Below are 14,012 nucleotides of genomic sequence, written 5' to 3' on the forward strand. Positions count from 1 at the left end.
GGGCCGTGTCCACCGGCGATCCCGCCGGTCGGGGGACTCCGGCGGGCCCGCGCCCGCCATCTCCCCCGGCCGGGTGCGTGCCCGCGACCGGGCCCTCACCCTCTGAGACCAGGGCCGTCGCGCGCCCGGCGACCGAGGAGCGGGACGACGTGCGGCCCCACCCCCGCCGTCCCCCTAGGATCGGGGCTGACCATCCCGAGCGGCTGAGAGACCTGGCTCGCTGACGCCGCAGCAACCACCTCGCGCCCCCCTGCGCGCCAAGGCCGGTGCTACCGCCAGGACCGATGGAGGATCCACGTGTCCAGCGTCCTGCGCACCGCTCCACCCGGCGCCGCGCCGACCCCGCGACCACCAGCCCCGCCACCCCCGCTGACAGCGCCGTGCGGGTCCGCCTCGAGGGGGTGGGGCGCCGCTTCGGCGACCACGTCGTGCTCGACGGCGTCGACCTCGACGTCGCCCCCGGCGAGGTCGTGGCCCTCCTCGGCCCCTCCGGGTGCGGCAAGTCCACGCTGCTGCGCGCCGTCGCCGGCCTGGACGGCGTCGACGGCGGCCGCGTGCTGCTCGACGACGGCGCCGTCCGCGACCACGACCCCCGCTGCGCCATCGCGTTCCAGGAGCCCCGGCTGCTGCCGTGGCGCTCCCTGACCGGCAACGTCGCCCTCGGCCTGCCGCGCGGCACGGCGAAGCGGGCCGGCGAGCAGCGGGTGGCCGAGCTGCTCGACGTCGTCGGGCTGTCCGGCTTCGCGGGGCACCGCCCCCGCAGCGTCTCCGGGGGCATGGCGCAGCGCACGGCGCTGGCCCGGGCGCTCGCCCGCCGGCCCGGCGTCCTCGTGCTCGACGAGCCGTTCGCCGCCCTCGACGCCCTGACCCGCCTCACCATGCAGGACCTCCTGCTCGACGTGCTGGCAGCGACCCCGACGACGGTGCTCCTGGTGACGCACGACGTCGACGAGGCGCTGCACCTGGCCGACCGCGTCGTCGTCCTGGGGCGCGAGGAGGGGCACGACGGCGCCCGGGTGGTCCGCACCACCGCCGTCGACCTGGCCCACCCGCGCGACCGCGGCGACGCCCACCTCGCGTCGCTGCGCGCCGAGCTGCTCGAGCTCCTCGGCGTCCCGCGCGCCTGACGCGCCCCGCGCCAGCACCTCCTCACCCGCACCACGCCCGTCCCACCGCGCCGACGCCCCGCGCTCCCCGCGCCGACCTCTGGAGACCCCATGACCAGCACGTCCCTGCCCAGCACCCCCTCCCGCCGCTCCCTGCTCGGGCTACTCGCCCTGGCGCCCCTCGGCGTCGCCGGCCTCAGCGCCTGCGCCCAGGGCGAGGACGCCTCCGGCGCGGCACCCGCCGCGAGCGCCGCCGGCTCCTCCTCGGCGGCCGCCCGCACGCTCACCCTCGACTTCGCCACCTACAACCCGCTCAGCCTCGTCATCCGCGACCAGGGCTGGCTGGAGGACGAGCTCGGCGGCCAGGGCGTCACCGTGGAGTGGGTGCAGAGCGCCGGCTCCAACAAGGCCAACGAGTTCCTGCGCAACGGCAACATCCAGGTCGGGTCGACGGCCGGCGCCGCCGCGCTGCTGGCCCGCTCGAACGGCTCCCCCATCAAGACGATCGACGTCTTCAGCCAGCCGAACTGGTCGGGCGTGGTGGTGGGCCCGTCGTCGACGATCACCGACGTCGCCGGGCTGCGCGGCAAGCGCGTGGCGGCCACCACCGGCACCGACCCCTACTTCTTCCTCGTGCAGGCGCTGGAGCAGGCGGGGCTGAGCACCTCCGACGTCACGCTGGAGAACCTGCAGCACGCCGACGGCCGCTCCGCCCTCGACGCGGGCAACGTCGACGCGTGGGCGGGGCTCGACCCGATCATGGCCGCGGCCGAGGCCGAGAGCGGCGACGAGATCATCTACCAGAACATCGACTTCAACTCCTACGGCTTCCTCAACGCCCGCGAGGACTTCCTGGCCGAGCACCCCGACCTCGCGCAGGCCGTCGTGAACGCCTACGAGAAGGCCCGGGCCTGGGTGCCGCAGAACGTCGAGGCGACGACGGCGCTGCTCGCCGAGGTGGCCGGCATCGCCCCCGAGGTCGCGACGACGACGCTCGGCCGCACCAAGCTCGACATCTCGCCCGTGCCGGGGGCCACGCAGACCGCGGTGCTGGAGAAGATCGGCCCGCTGTTCGTGGCCAACGGCGACGTGCCCGACCAGGGGGCCGTCGACACCGCGCTGGGGAGCCTGTTCGACACCACGTACGCCTCGAAGGCGGACCCCTCGTGAGCGAGGTGGTCACCGACGGGCGGAGCGCGCAGGCCCAGGGCCTGGGTGGCTCCGGCGACCCGTCGTCCCCTCGCGGTGTGCGCGCAGGCTTCAGTCCCCGCCGCCCCGCGCAGGCGGGCGCCACGGGCTCGCGCCGGCGGCTCTCCCCCTGGTGGGGCGCGCTGCTGCCGCTGGCGCTCCTCGGCGTGTGGCAGCTGATCACCAGCACCGGCGCCTACCCGGCATCGCAGCTGCCCTCCCCCGCCGCCGTCGTGCGCGCCGCCGGCGACCTGTGGGAGCGGGGCCTGCTGCAGCAGCACATCGCCATCTCCGCGCAGCGGGTCTTCGTCGGCTTCGGCCTGGGCGCCGCGGCCGGCCTGGTGGTCGGGTCGCTGGTCGGCCTCTCGCGCTGGGCCGACGCGCTGCTCGGCCCCACGATCGGGGCGCTGCGCGCCGTCCCGTCGCTGGCGTGGGTGCCGCTGCTGCTCCTGTGGATCGGCCTGGGCGAGCCCCCGAAGCTCACCCTCGTCGCCATCGGGGCGTTCTTCCCCGTCTTCACGACGACGGCGTCGGCGCTGCGCCACGTCGACGCGAACCTCGTGGAGGCGGGCCGGGCGTTCGGGCTGCGCGGCGTCTCGCTGCTCACCCAGGTGCAGCTGCCGGCCGCCGTCCCGGCGGTCATCGCCGGGCTGCGGCTCGCGCTGGCGCAGGCGTGGCTGTTCCTGGTCGCGGCCGAGCTGCTGGCCTCGTCCATCGGGCTCGGCTACCTGCTGACCGAGAGCGTCAACAACGGTCGGACCGACCGGATCTTCCTGGCGATCATCACGCTCGCCGTCCTCGGCAAGCTCAGCGACGCGGTCGTGGGCCTGTTCGAGCGGTGGGCCCTGAAGAGGTGGGCATGACCGACACGAGCACATCGACGACCCTCACCACGCTGCTGGCCGAGGAGCGCACCTTCGCCGCGCCCGACGCCGTCGCGCGCACGGCCAACCTCGACGCCGCCACCGCCGAGGCGTGGCGGCTGCGCGGCGAGGCCGACCCGGAGGGGTTCTGGGCCGAGCAAGCCGGGCACCTGCAGTGGGAGACCCCCTGGCACACCGTGCTCCAGTGGGAGCCGGCGCAGCTCGGTGAGGGGGCGGACCCGACCGACCCGCTGGCCGAGCTGTCCGTGCCGTCGGTGCGCTGGTTCGACGGCGGCACCCTCAACGCAGCCGTGAACTGCCTGGACCGGCACGTGGCCGCCGGCCACGGCGACCGCGTGGCCACGCACTTCGAAGGCGAGCGCGGCGACACCCGCACGATCACCTACGCCGACCTGCTCGCCGAGGTCAGCCGGGCCGCCAACGCGCTGACGGCGCTCGGCGTGGAGCCGGGCGACCGCGTGGTGCTCTACCTGCCGGTCATCCCGGAGACGCTCGTCACGGTGCTGGCGTGCGCGCGCATCGGCGCGGTCCACTCGCTGGTGTTCGGCGGCTTCTCCGCGGAGGCGCTGCGCTTCCGGGTGGCGGACACGACGGCGAAGGTGGTCATCGCCACCGACGGGCAGTTCCGCCGCGGCAAGGCGGTGCCGGTGAAGGCCGCCGTCGACGAGGCCGTCGCCGGGCTCGACCACGTCGAGCACGTCCTCGTGGTCCGCCGCACGGGCGAGGAGGCCTACGCCGGGGAGCCGATCCCGTGGACCGAGGGGCGCGACGTGTGGTGGCACGACGTCGTCGACCCGGCCGACCCCGTCCACGAGGCGCGCGCCTTCGACGCCGAGCACCCGCTCTTCATCATCTACACGTCCGGCTCGACCGGTAAGCCCAAGGGCCTGCTGCACACCACGGGCGGGTACCTCACGCACGCGCGGTACGCGCACTGGGCGCACTTCGACGCCCACCCCGAGACCGACGTCCACTGGTGCACCGCCGACCTCGCCTGGGTGACGGCGCACTCCTTCGCCATCTACGGGCCTCTGCTCAACGGCGTCACGCAGGTCATGTACGAGGGCGTGCCCGACTTCCCGGCCCCGGGGCGGCACTTCGAGATCATCGAGAGGTACCGCGCCACCACGTACTACACCGCGCCGACCCTCATCAGGGCGTGCATGACCTGGGGCGACGACGTGCCGGCCCGGTACGACCTGTCGAGCCTCACGCTGCTCGGCAGCGTCGGGGAGCCCATCAACCCCGAGGTGTGGATGTGGTTCCGCGAGAACGTGGGCGGGGGCACCGCGCCCGTCGTCGACACGTGGTGGCAGTCCGAGACCGGCGCCACCGTGGTGGCGCCGCTGCCCGGTGCGACCACCCTCAAGCCGGGGTCGGCCACCCGCCCGCTGCCGGGCCTGGACGCCGCCGTCGTCGACGACACCGGCGCCGAGGTTGAGCCCGGGCAGGGCGGCTGGCTCGTGGTGAGGAAGCCGTGGCCGGGCATGGCCCGCACGGTGTGGGGGAACCCCGAGCGCTACCGCGACGCGTACTGGCGGCAGTTCGCCGTGCAGGGCTACTACGCGGCCGGTGACGGCGCCCGCTACGACGCCGACCGCTACCTGTGGCTGCTGGGCCGCCTCGACGACGTGGTCAACGTCTCGGGGCACCGCCTGTCGACCACGGAGGTGGAGTCGGCCCTGGTGGCGCACCCCGACGTCGCCGAGGCGGGCGTCGTGGGCGTCGGCGACGAGCTGACCGGCCAGGCGGTGGCGGCCTTCGTCATCCCGTCGCGCCGGTCGGTGCTCGACGACGCCGACGGGCACGCCGGACTCGAGGCGGCGCTACGCGCCCAGGTCGCGACCGTCATCGGGCCGGTGGCCAAGCCCAAGCACGTCGTGGTGGTCCGCGACCTGCCCAAGACCCGCAGCGGCAAGATCATGCGGCGCATCCTCGGCGACCTGCTCGAGGGCAGGCCGCCGGGCGACACGACGTCGCTGTCCGACGAGCGCGCCGTCGACGCCGTCCGTGACGGCATCGCGCTGCGCCGCGACCGCACGAGCTGACCCCTCCCCGCGACGATCACGCACATGAGCGCCACCTCCCGGGCTGCAGGCCCGCCGAGGCGGCGATGACGTGAGCGGTCGTCGCGGAGGGGGAGGACTGACAGGACCGAGAGAGAGGATGGACGCATGAGCCAGGACACCCCCGGCGGCGCCGCCGTGGACCCCCAGGCGGCCGAGCAGGACGCCACCCCCCAGGTCGTGCCTGACGCGGTCTCCCCCGACCCGCTGGCCGACCGCCCCAGCGGCGAGCGCACCTGGGGCTTCCGCACCCGGTCGCTGCACGCCGGCGGCACCCCCGACTCGGCGACCGGCGCCCGCGCCGTCCCGATCTACCAGTCGACGTCGTTCGTGTTCGAGGACACCGCCGACGCCGCCAACCTCTTCAGCCTGCAGAAGTACGGCAACATCTACTCCCGCCTGGCCAACCCCACGGTCGCGGCGTTCGAGGAGCGCATCGCCTCCCTCGAGGGCGGCATCGGCGCGGTGGCCACCGCCTCGGGCATGAGCGCGGAGTTCATCACCCTGGCCGCGCTCGCCGGGGCCGGCGACCACGTCGTCGCCAGCTCGCAGCTGTACGGCGGCACGGTCACCCTGCTCGACGTCACGCTGCGCCGCTTCGGCGTCGACACGACGTTCGTGGCCGGCACCGACCCGGCCGACTACGCCGCCGCCATCCGCCCGAACACCAAGGCCGTCTACACCGAGGTGGTCGCCAACCCGTCGGGCCAGGTGGCCGACCTGGAGGGCCTGGCCGCCGTCGCGCACGCCGAGGGCGTGCCGCTGGTGGTCGACGCGACGCTCACCCCGCCGTACCTCGTCCGTCCGATCGAGCACGGCGCCGACATCGTCATCCACTCCGCCACCAAGTTCCTGGGCGGCCACGGGACGACGCTGGGCGGCGTGGTCGTCGAGTCCGGACGGTTCGACTGGGGCAGCGGCCGCTTCCCGCAGATGACCGAGCCGGTGCCCAGCTACAACGGCATCCGCTGGTGGCAGAACTTCGGCGAGTACGGCTTCCTCACCAAGCTGCGCTCCGAGCAGCTGCGCGACACCGGCCCGTCGCTGTCCGCGCAGTCGGCGTTCCAGCTGCTGCAGGGCGTCGAGACCCTCGCCCCGCGCATGGAGGAGCACCTGCGCAACGCCCGCGGCGTGGCCGAGTGGCTCGACCGCGACCCCCGCGTGGCCTGGGTCAACTGGGCCGGGCTCCCCTCGCACGTGCACTTCGAGCGGGCGAAGAAGTACCTGCCGCTGGGCCCGTCGTCGGTGTTCTCCTTCGGCGTCGCCGGTGACCGCGAGGCCGGGCGCCGCTTCATCGAGGCGGTGCAGCTCGCGAGCCACCTGGCCAACGTGGGCGACACGCGCACCCTCGTCATCCACCCGGCGTCGACCACGCACCAGCAGCTGAGCGCCGAGCAGCTCGAGGCCGGTGGCGTGAAGCCGGAGCTGGTGCGCATCTCCGTCGGGCTGGAAGACCTCGACGACATCCTCTGGGACCTCGACCAGGCCCTGACCGCCGCCGTCAAGGAGGGCTGACGCATGACGCTCACCGTGGACAACACCCGCACCTGGGTGGGACCGACCGCCCCGGAGCGCCTCGCGCTGCTGCGCGAGGCCAAGAGCATCGCCATCGTCGGAGCCTCGGAGAACCAGGCGCGGGCGAGCTTCTTCGTGTCGACGTACCTGCTGTCGAGCTCCCCGTACGACGTGTACTTCATCAACCCGCGCGCCAAGGAGATCCTCGGCCACCCGGTCTACCCGACCCTGGCCGACCTCCCGGTGGTGCCCGACGTGGTCGACGTGTTCCGCCGCCACGACGACCTGCCGAGCGTCCTCGACGAGGTCATCGCCCTGCGCGAGGGCGCCGGCGGGGGGAGGGCGCCCAGCGTGCTGTGGCTGCAGCTGGGCTCGTGGCACGAGGAGGTCGCCCGCCGCGCCGAGGAGGCCGGCATCTCGGTGGTCATGGACCGCTGCGTGAAGATCGAGCACGCGCGCTTCCACGGCGGCCTGCACCTCGCGGGCTTCGACACCGGCGTCATCTCCAGCCGGCGGCAGATCCGCGCCTGATCCGGCGTTGCAGCAGGGGGCGGCGCTCAGCAGCGCAGCGCCGCCCCCGCCCCGGAGACCCCGGGCCCCCGCTCCACCACCGACCCCGGAGGTCACCCGTGCTCCGCCGCTCCCCCCTCGTCCTGCTCGCCGCCGCGGCCGCCCTGGCGCTGTCCGCCTGCAGCGGCGGCTCCCCCGCCGACGGTGTCGTCGGCGGCAGCTCCAGCGCTGAGCCGTCGGGCTCCGCCTCCGGCACCGGCGGCGTGCTGCGCGTCGCCTCCGAGGGCACCTACGCCCCGTTCACCTTCCACGACCAGGCCGACGGCGGGAAGCTCACCGGCTACGACGTCGACGTCATCACCGCCGTCGCCCAGGAGATGGGCATGCAGGTGGAGTTCACCGACGTCACGTGGGACGCGATCTTCGCCGGGCTGCAGGCGGGCCGCTACGACGTCGTGGCCAACCAGGTCACGGTGAACCCCGAGCGCCAGGCCCTCTACGACTTCTCCACCCCGTACACGACCTCCACGGGCGCGATCATCACCCGCGCCGACGACACCGCGATCACCTCCGTGGCCGACCTGGCCGGGAAGACGACGGCCCAGTCGCTGACCAGCAACTGGGCCCAGGTCGCGACCGACGCCGGCGCGCAGGTGGAGGGCGTGGAGGGCTTCACCCAGGCCGTGACGCTGCTCAAGCAGGGCCGCGTGGACGCCACCGTGAACGACGACCTCGCCGCCCTCGACTACCTCAAGACCACCGGTGACACCTCGGTGAAGATCGCCGGCAGCACCCCGGACACCAGCCAGCAGGCGTTCGCCCTGGCCAAGGGCTCGGACCTGACGCCGAAGATCGACGAGGCGCTGGCGCAGCTGCAGGCCGACGGCACGCTCGCGGAGATCTCGACGAAGTACTTCGGCGAGGACGTCTCGCAGTGACGGTCGCCCCGGGGGTCGCGCCCCCCGGCAGGGGGTGAGCCGGTGGTCGACTGGGAGCTCGTGCGCTCCTCGGCCTGGCCCCTGCTGCAGGGGCTGGTGCTGGGGACCGTCCCGCTGACGGCGGCGTCGTTCGCCTTCGGGCTCGCGATCGCCGTCGTCGTCGCCCTGATGCGGCTGTCGCCGGTGCGGCTCGTCTCCGGCGTCGCGCGCGTCTACGTCTCCGCGATCCGCGGCACCCCGCTGCTGGTGCAGCTGTTCATCGTCTTCTACGCCCTGCCCTCGCTCGGGGTGACGATCGACCCGTGGCCGAGCGCGATCCTGGCGCTCAGCCTCAACGTCGGCGGGTACGCCTCCGAGGTGGTGCGCAGCGCGATCCTGTCGGTGCCGCGGGGCCAGTGGGAGGCCGCTGCGACCGTCGGCATGGGCTACGGGACGACGCTGCGCCGCGTGGTGCTCCCCCAGGCCTCGCGCCTGGCGGTGCCACCGCTCAGCAACACCCTGATCTCCCTGGTGAAGGACACGTCGCTGGTGTCGGTGGTGACGGTGACGGAGCTGTTCCGGGTGGCGCAGCAGATCGCGGCGCCCACGTACGAGTTCCTCGCGCTGTACTCCATGGCGGCCGTCTACTACTGGGTGGTGTGCGCGCTGCTCGCCGCGGTGCAGGACCGGCTCGAGGTGCGCCTGAACAGGTACGTGACGGCATGAGCGCGCTGCTCGAGGCCACCGGCCTGCAGAAGTCCTTCGGCGAGAACCACGTGCTGCGCGGCGTCGACGTCGCCGTGCCCACCGGCGGGGTGAGCGTGCTCATCGGCCCCTCGGGCTCGGGCAAGACCACAGTCCTGCGCTGCCTCAACGCGCTGGAGCGCCCCGAGGCGGGCACCGTCCGCATCGGCGGCGTGGCGGTCGACTTCGGCGCGCTGCCCGCGCGTCGTCGCGCCGCCCAGCGCGCCGAGGCCGCCCTGCGGGCGCAGAGCGGCATGGTCTTCCAGAGCCACCACCTCTTCCCGCACCGCACGGTGCTGGAGAACCTGCTCGAGGGGCCCGTCGTGGTCCAGGGGCGGCCGCGCGAGGAGGTCCGCGCCGAGGCGCTGGCCCTGCTGGAGCGGGTGGGTCTCGCCGGCCGGGAGGACTCACTGCCCTCGCAGCTGTCCGGCGGCCAGCAGCAGCGGGTCGGCATCGCCCGGGCCCTCGCCATCCGGCCGCAGGTGGTGCTCTTCGACGAGCCGACGTCGTCGCTCGACCCCGAGCTGGTGGGCGAGGTGCTCGCGGTCATGCGCGACCTCGCCGACGGCGGGACGACGATGGTCGTGGTGACGCACGAGATCCGGTTCGCCCAGCAGGTCGCCGACGAGGTGCTCTTCCTCGACGGGGGCGTGGTGGTCGAGCGGGGCCCGGCGGCGCAGGTCATCGCCGACCCGCGCGAGGAGCGCACCCGGCGCTTCCTGCGCCGCCTGCTCGAGCCGCTCTGAGGCGCCCGGAGGCGCTCGGAGCCGCTCGACGGGCGGTGCCCGCTCCGAGCGGGTAGATCTTCGAGGGTGGCTGACGACGACGACACGACACCCGACCTCACCCGCGGCGTGCGCCTGGGCGACCTCCCCCTCGACGGCGTCCTCGCGGGTGCCCTCGGCACGGGCGACGACGCCGAGCAGGTGCTCCTGACCCGCTACACCGACGACGACGGCGAGCAGCGCGTCTCCGCGGTCTCGGGCACCTGCACCCACGTCGGCGCTCCGCTCGCGAAGGGCCTGCGCACCGGTGACCTCGTGCGCTGCCCGTTCCACCACGCCTGCTTCGACCTGCGCTCGGGCGAGGCGCTGCTGGCGCCGGCGTACGAGCCGCTGGCGCGCTTCGCGGTGGAGGTCGACGGCGAGGGCGACGACGCGGTCGTGCGCGTCACCGGGCCCGCCGCCGAGCCGTCCCCCGGGCCGGAGACGGCCGCCACGCGCGCCGACGGCGCGCTGCGCCGGGTGGTCGTCGTGGGCGGCGGGGCCGCCGGCTTCGCGGCCGTCGAGCGGCTGCGGCGCGAGGGCTACGAGGGCGAGCTGGTGCTCGTCTCCGCCGAGCCGCACGCGCCGATCGACAGGACGCAGCTGAGCAAGTTCTACCTGGCCGGCGCAAAGCCCGCCGACGACCTCCCGCTCCTGGACGAGGGCTGGTACGCCGAGCACGGCGTCGAGCTGCGCCTCGGCACGCGCGCCACGGTGCTCGACACCGAGCAGAGGCGCCTGGGCCTCGAGGGGCCGGACGGGGCCGTCACCCTGCTCGCCTACCAGGCGCTGCTGCTCGCCCCCGGCTCGGAGCCGGTGCGCCCCGACCTGCCGGGCCTCGGCCGCGACGACGTGCACGTGCTCAGGTCGCTGGCCGACGCCGACGCGCTCCTGGCGGCCGTCGGGGACGAGCCCGAGGGGCGGACCGCCGTCGTGCTCGGCGCGGGCTTCATCGGGCTGGAGGCCGCTGCGGTGCTGCGCGAGAAGGGCGTCGACGTCACCGTCGTCTCCACCTCGGAGGTGCCGCTCGCCCGCCAGATGGGCGAGGACGTGGGCCGGGCCGTGCGCGCCGCCCACGAGTCCGAGGGCGTCACCTTCGTCACCGGACGCGCCGCCCGCTGGAACGACGGGGTCCTCGAGCTCGAGGACGGCTCGCGCGCCCCGGCCCGCGGCCGCGCCGACCTGCTCGTGGTCGGCGTCGGCGTCACCCCGCGCCTCGACCTGGCCAAGAGCGCCGACCTGGCCCTGGCGCGGGAGGACGAGGGCGGTGGCGTGGTCGTCGACGCCCGCGGCCGCACCTCCGCCGACGGCGTGTGGGCCGCCGGTGACGTCGCCGCCTGGCCCGACGCGACCACGGGCCGGCGCCGCCGGGTCGAGCACTGGGCGCAGGCGCAGCGCCAGGGGGCGGCGGCCGCCGTCGACCTGCTGCGCCGCGGCGGCGGGGAGGAGCTGGCGGAGCCGGCGTTCTTCTGGACCAAGCAGTTCAGCCGGCAGTACCGACTCGCCGGCGACGTGCCGGACCTGTCCGCCGACGGCGGCGGCAGCGCGGAGGTCGACGGCTCGCTGGCCGACGGCGACGCCGTGGTGCGCTACCGCGACGCCGACGGGCGCGTCACCGCGGTGGCCGGCGTGGGTCGCGACCTCGAGGTGCTGCGCCTCGAGGAGGAGCTGCTCCGCCCCTGACCCCGACGCAGGTGCACCGGAGGCCCATGATCACCGTGATCATGGGCCTCCGGGACGGGGAGGCGGTCAGGCGGACGGCGCCATCGTCGCGGCGTCGATGACGAAGCGGTAGCGAACGTCGGAGTTCACGACGCGCTCCCAGGCCTCGTCGACCTGGTCGGCGCTGATGACCTCGACCTCGGCACCGATGTGGTGCTCGGCGCAGAAGTCGAGCATCTCCTGGGTCTCGGCGATGGAGCCGATGTTCGAGCCCGCGAGGCTCTTGCGGCCCATGATCAGCGCGCCGGCCGGCACCTGGAACGGCTTGCTCGGCAGGCCCACCGTCACCAGCACGCCCTCGGGCTTGAGCGCCGCGAGGTAGGGCTTGATGTCGACGTCGGCGGAGATCGTCGTGATGATCAGGTCGAAGGAGGCCTTCAGGGACTCCAGCGCGCCCTCGTCACCGGTGGCGACGTAGTGGTCGGCGCCCAGGCGGAGGCCGTCCTCCTGCTTCTTCAGCGACTGCGACAGCACCGTGACCTCGGCGCCCATGGCGTGGGCGATCTTCACGCCCATGTGGCCGAGGCCGCCCATGCCGACGATCGCGACCTGCTTGCCCTCGCCGGCGCCCCAGAAGCGCAGCGGGGAGTACAGGGTGATGCCGGCGCACAGCAGCGGGGCGGCGACGTCGAGGTCGATGCCCTCGGGGATGCGCAGCACGAAGTCCTCGTCGACGACGATCTTCTCGCTGTAGCCGCCCTCGGTGGGCCGCCCGTCCTTGCCGATCGCGTTGTAGGTGCCGACGTTGCCCCGCTCGCAGTTCTGCTCGCGGCCGGCGGTGCACTCGGAGCACTCGCGGCAGGAGTCGACCATGCAGCCGACGCCGACGCGGTCGCCCACGGCGTGCTTGGTGACCTCGGAGCCGACCTCGGCGACGGTGCCGGCGATCTCGTGGCCGGGGGTGAGCGGGAAGAGGGTCTCGCCCCACTCCCCGCGCCCGGTGTGGATGTCGGAGTGGCAGATGCCGGCGTAGGCGATGTCGATGAGGACGTCCTTCGGGCCGAGGTCGCGGCGCTCGATGGTGACGGCCTGGAACGGCTCGCCGGGGCCGGAGGTGCTGCGGGCGTGCACGGTCGTGGGCACGGTGGTCCTTCCGAGTGATCGGTGTGGTGCGTCAGGGGTCCCGTCCATCCTGCGCCGGGAGGTGTGATCGCGCACGACGGGTCTGCGGCGCGACCCAGCGGCGCGGCGGTGCCTAGCGTGGCCCCGTGACCGCCGCCGCCCCCGCCGGACCGCCCGACGGGTACCGCGCCGGCGACCCGGCCCTCCGGCGCGCCTCCTGGGCGCTCTTCCTCGCCGGCGTCGCCGTCTTCGCCCTGCTCTACGCCCCGCAGCCCCTGCTCCCCCAGCTGGCCACCGACTACGCCGTGAGCCCGGCGCGCGCCACGCTCGCGGTGTCGGCGACGACGGCGGCGCTCGCCGTCGGGCTCCTCGTCGCCGGGCCGGTCTCGGAGCGCCTAGGACGGACCGCCCTGGTCCACGCCTCGCTGGTGGCCGCGAGCGCGCTGGGCCTGCTGGTCGCGCTGGCCCCGTCGGGGCACGGCGGGTGGGCGCTGCTCATCGGCCTGCGCGCGCTGCAGGGCCTGGTGCTGGCGGGGCTGCCGGCGGTCGCGGTGGCCTACCTGCGCGAGGAGGTGCACCCCTCGGCCGCGGGAGCCGCGACCGGCCTGTACATCGGGGGCAACGCCCTGGGCGGGATGCTCGGACGGCTGCTGTCCTCCGGGCTGGCGGAGCTCGGAGGGTGGCGGGCCGCGCAGGTCGGCGTGGGCGTCCTGGGGCTGGTGTGCGCGGTGGCGGTGTGGCGGCTGCTGCCCTCGTCGCGGCGGTTCGTGCCCGCCGACGCGGGGCTGCGCCCCCTGGCGCGGCGCACCGCGGGGGTGCTCACCGACCCGGCGCTGCTGGCGCTCTACGGGGTGTCGCTCACGCTCATGGGCGCCTTCCTCGCGGCCTGGAACGCGATCGGCTTCCGCCTGGAGGCCCCGCCGTACTCCCTCGGCCCCGCGGTGGCCGGTCTCATGTTCGCGGTCTACGCGCTGGGCTCGGTGAGCTCCGCGCGCGGGGGGCGCCTGGCCGACCGGGTGGGGCGGCGCGCCGTCGTCCCCGTCGCCGTGGCCGTCATGGGGGCGGGCCTGCTCGTGACGCTGGCGGCGCCGCTGTGGGCGGTGGTGGTCGGGATGGCGGTGCTCACGGCGGGCTTCTTCGCGGCGCACGGGGTGGCCAGCGGCTGGGTGGCCGCCCGCGCCGGCCTGGGCGGGCGGGCCACCGCGCAGGCGGCCTCCACGTACCTGTTCGCGTACTACGTCGGCTCGTCGCTGGGCGGGACGGCGGGCGGTGCGGCGTGGGCCGGCGGCGGGTGGGGGGCGGTGGTGGCGGTGGCCGGGGGCTGCGTGCTGGTGGCGCTGGTGCTCAGCGCGCTGCTGGCGCGGACGCGGTCGCTGCTGCCGGGCCGCGACGACCGGCCCGACCGCCTCGACCCCGCTGCCGGGGCCTCCTGAGCGGCGCGCGGGTCCGACCGGGTGAGCGGGTGCCCGTGGTCTCCAGCGGGCGGGCCAGCCGGACGACAGGACACCTGGGTGCCACCGCGGGGCCCGGGAGG

12 protein-coding genes and 1 riboswitch are annotated in these 14,012 nt (G+C 75.0%); of the genes, 11 read left to right on the top strand and 1 reads right to left on the bottom strand.

Annotation, left to right across the window (positions count from 1 at the left end; translation table 11 throughout):
• Positions 1 to 187 precede the first annotated feature (187 nt).
• Positions 188 to 291, top strand: a riboswitch (SAM riboswitch).
• From F1641_RS05050 to F1641_RS05095, 10 genes are all read left to right on the top strand, one after another.
• On the top strand, positions 285 to 1,127 hold the full coding sequence (locus F1641_RS05050) for an ABC transporter ATP-binding protein (protein WP_194903425.1): 843 nt from the start codon (positions 285 to 287) through the stop codon (positions 1,125 to 1,127). Its footprint overlaps the riboswitch before it by 7 nt.
• Positions 1,128 to 1,217: 90 nt before the next feature.
• The gene (locus tag F1641_RS05055; protein ID WP_194903426.1) at positions 1,218 to 2,276 is read left to right on the top strand and encodes an aliphatic sulfonate ABC transporter substrate-binding protein; all 1,059 of its coding nucleotides are present in this window, start codon (positions 1,218 to 1,220) and stop codon (positions 2,274 to 2,276) included.
• Positions 2,273 to 3,157, top strand: coding sequence for an ABC transporter permease (locus F1641_RS05060; RefSeq protein WP_309225402.1), 885 nt, complete (start codon positions 2,273 to 2,275; stop codon positions 3,155 to 3,157). The genes F1641_RS05055 and F1641_RS05060 overlap by 4 nt, the downstream gene beginning before the upstream one ends.
• Positions 3,154 to 5,226 (top strand): acetate--CoA ligase, encoded by a 2,073-nt coding sequence (gene acs / locus F1641_RS05065; protein ID WP_194903427.1) that lies wholly within the window; start codon positions 3,154 to 3,156, stop codon positions 5,224 to 5,226. Before F1641_RS05060 ends, acs begins: the two co-directional genes overlap by 4 nt.
• 126 nt (positions 5,227 to 5,352) lie before the next feature.
• Complete coding sequence (locus tag F1641_RS05070; RefSeq protein ID WP_194903428.1) at positions 5,353 to 6,759, top strand: O-acetylhomoserine aminocarboxypropyltransferase/cysteine synthase family protein; 1,407 nt, start codon at positions 5,353 to 5,355, stop codon at positions 6,757 to 6,759.
• A gap of 3 nt (positions 6,760 to 6,762) precedes the next feature.
• Complete coding sequence (locus F1641_RS05075; protein ID WP_194903429.1) at positions 6,763 to 7,290, top strand: CoA-binding protein; 528 nt, start codon at positions 6,763 to 6,765, stop codon at positions 7,288 to 7,290.
• Positions 7,291 to 7,388: 98 nt separating this feature from the next.
• Positions 7,389 to 8,207, top strand: coding sequence for an amino acid ABC transporter substrate-binding protein (locus F1641_RS05080; protein WP_194903430.1), 819 nt, complete (start codon positions 7,389 to 7,391; stop codon positions 8,205 to 8,207).
• 42 nt (positions 8,208 to 8,249) lie between these two features.
• Complete coding sequence (locus F1641_RS05085; protein ID WP_194903431.1) at positions 8,250 to 8,912, top strand: amino acid ABC transporter permease; 663 nt, start codon at positions 8,250 to 8,252, stop codon at positions 8,910 to 8,912.
• Positions 8,909 to 9,676: an amino acid ABC transporter ATP-binding protein gene (locus tag F1641_RS05090; RefSeq protein WP_305079830.1), complete on the top strand. Its 768-nt coding sequence runs from the start codon at positions 8,909 to 8,911 to the stop codon at positions 9,674 to 9,676. The genes F1641_RS05085 and F1641_RS05090 overlap by 4 nt, the downstream gene beginning before the upstream one ends.
• Before the next feature lie 66 nt (positions 9,677 to 9,742).
• Positions 9,743 to 11,377 carry an FAD-dependent oxidoreductase gene (locus tag F1641_RS05095; protein WP_194903432.1) on the top strand — a complete coding sequence of 545 codons (1,635 nt, stop codon included), beginning with the start codon at positions 9,743 to 9,745 and terminating at the stop codon, positions 11,375 to 11,377.
• A gap of 66 nt (positions 11,378 to 11,443) precedes the next feature.
• Here the strand turns inward: F1641_RS05095 and F1641_RS05100 are convergent, their stop codons facing one another.
• Positions 11,444 to 12,499 carry an NAD(P)-dependent alcohol dehydrogenase gene (locus F1641_RS05100; protein WP_309225403.1) on the bottom strand — a complete coding sequence of 352 codons (1,056 nt, stop codon included), beginning with the start codon at positions 12,497 to 12,499 and terminating at the stop codon, positions 11,444 to 11,446.
• Between the two features lie 125 nt (positions 12,500 to 12,624).
• Between F1641_RS05100 and F1641_RS05105 the strand changes: the two genes are divergently transcribed.
• Positions 12,625 to 13,911 carry an MFS transporter gene (locus F1641_RS05105; RefSeq protein ID WP_194903434.1) on the top strand — a complete coding sequence of 429 codons (1,287 nt, stop codon included), beginning with the start codon at positions 12,625 to 12,627 and terminating at the stop codon, positions 13,909 to 13,911.
• The last annotated feature ends 101 nt before the right edge of the window (positions 13,912 to 14,012 follow it).

The sequence above is a fragment of the Quadrisphaera sp. INWT6 genome (assembly GCF_015390235.1).
GTDB lineage: Bacteria > Actinomycetota > Actinomycetes > Actinomycetales > Quadrisphaeraceae > Quadrisphaera.

Bases quoted from the DNA above. Each gene is read 5' to 3' on its own strand.
- F1641_RS05090 (WP_305079830.1), top strand. From the start codon at position 8,909: ATGAGCGCGCTGCTCGAGGCCACCGGCCTGCAGAAGTCCTTCGGCGAG.
- F1641_RS05070 (WP_194903428.1), top strand. From the start codon at position 5,353: ATGAGCCAGGACACCCCCGGCGGCGCCGCCGTGGACCCCCAGGCGGCC.
- F1641_RS05050 (WP_194903425.1), top strand. From the start codon at position 285: ATGGAGGATCCACGTGTCCAGCGTCCTGCGCACCGCTCCACCCGGCGC.
- F1641_RS05055 (WP_194903426.1), top strand. From the start codon at position 1,218: ATGACCAGCACGTCCCTGCCCAGCACCCCCTCCCGCCGCTCCCTGCTC.
- F1641_RS05075 (WP_194903429.1), top strand. From the start codon at position 6,763: ATGACGCTCACCGTGGACAACACCCGCACCTGGGTGGGACCGACCGCC.
- acs (WP_194903427.1), top strand. From the start codon at position 3,154: ATGACCGACACGAGCACATCGACGACCCTCACCACGCTGCTGGCCGAG.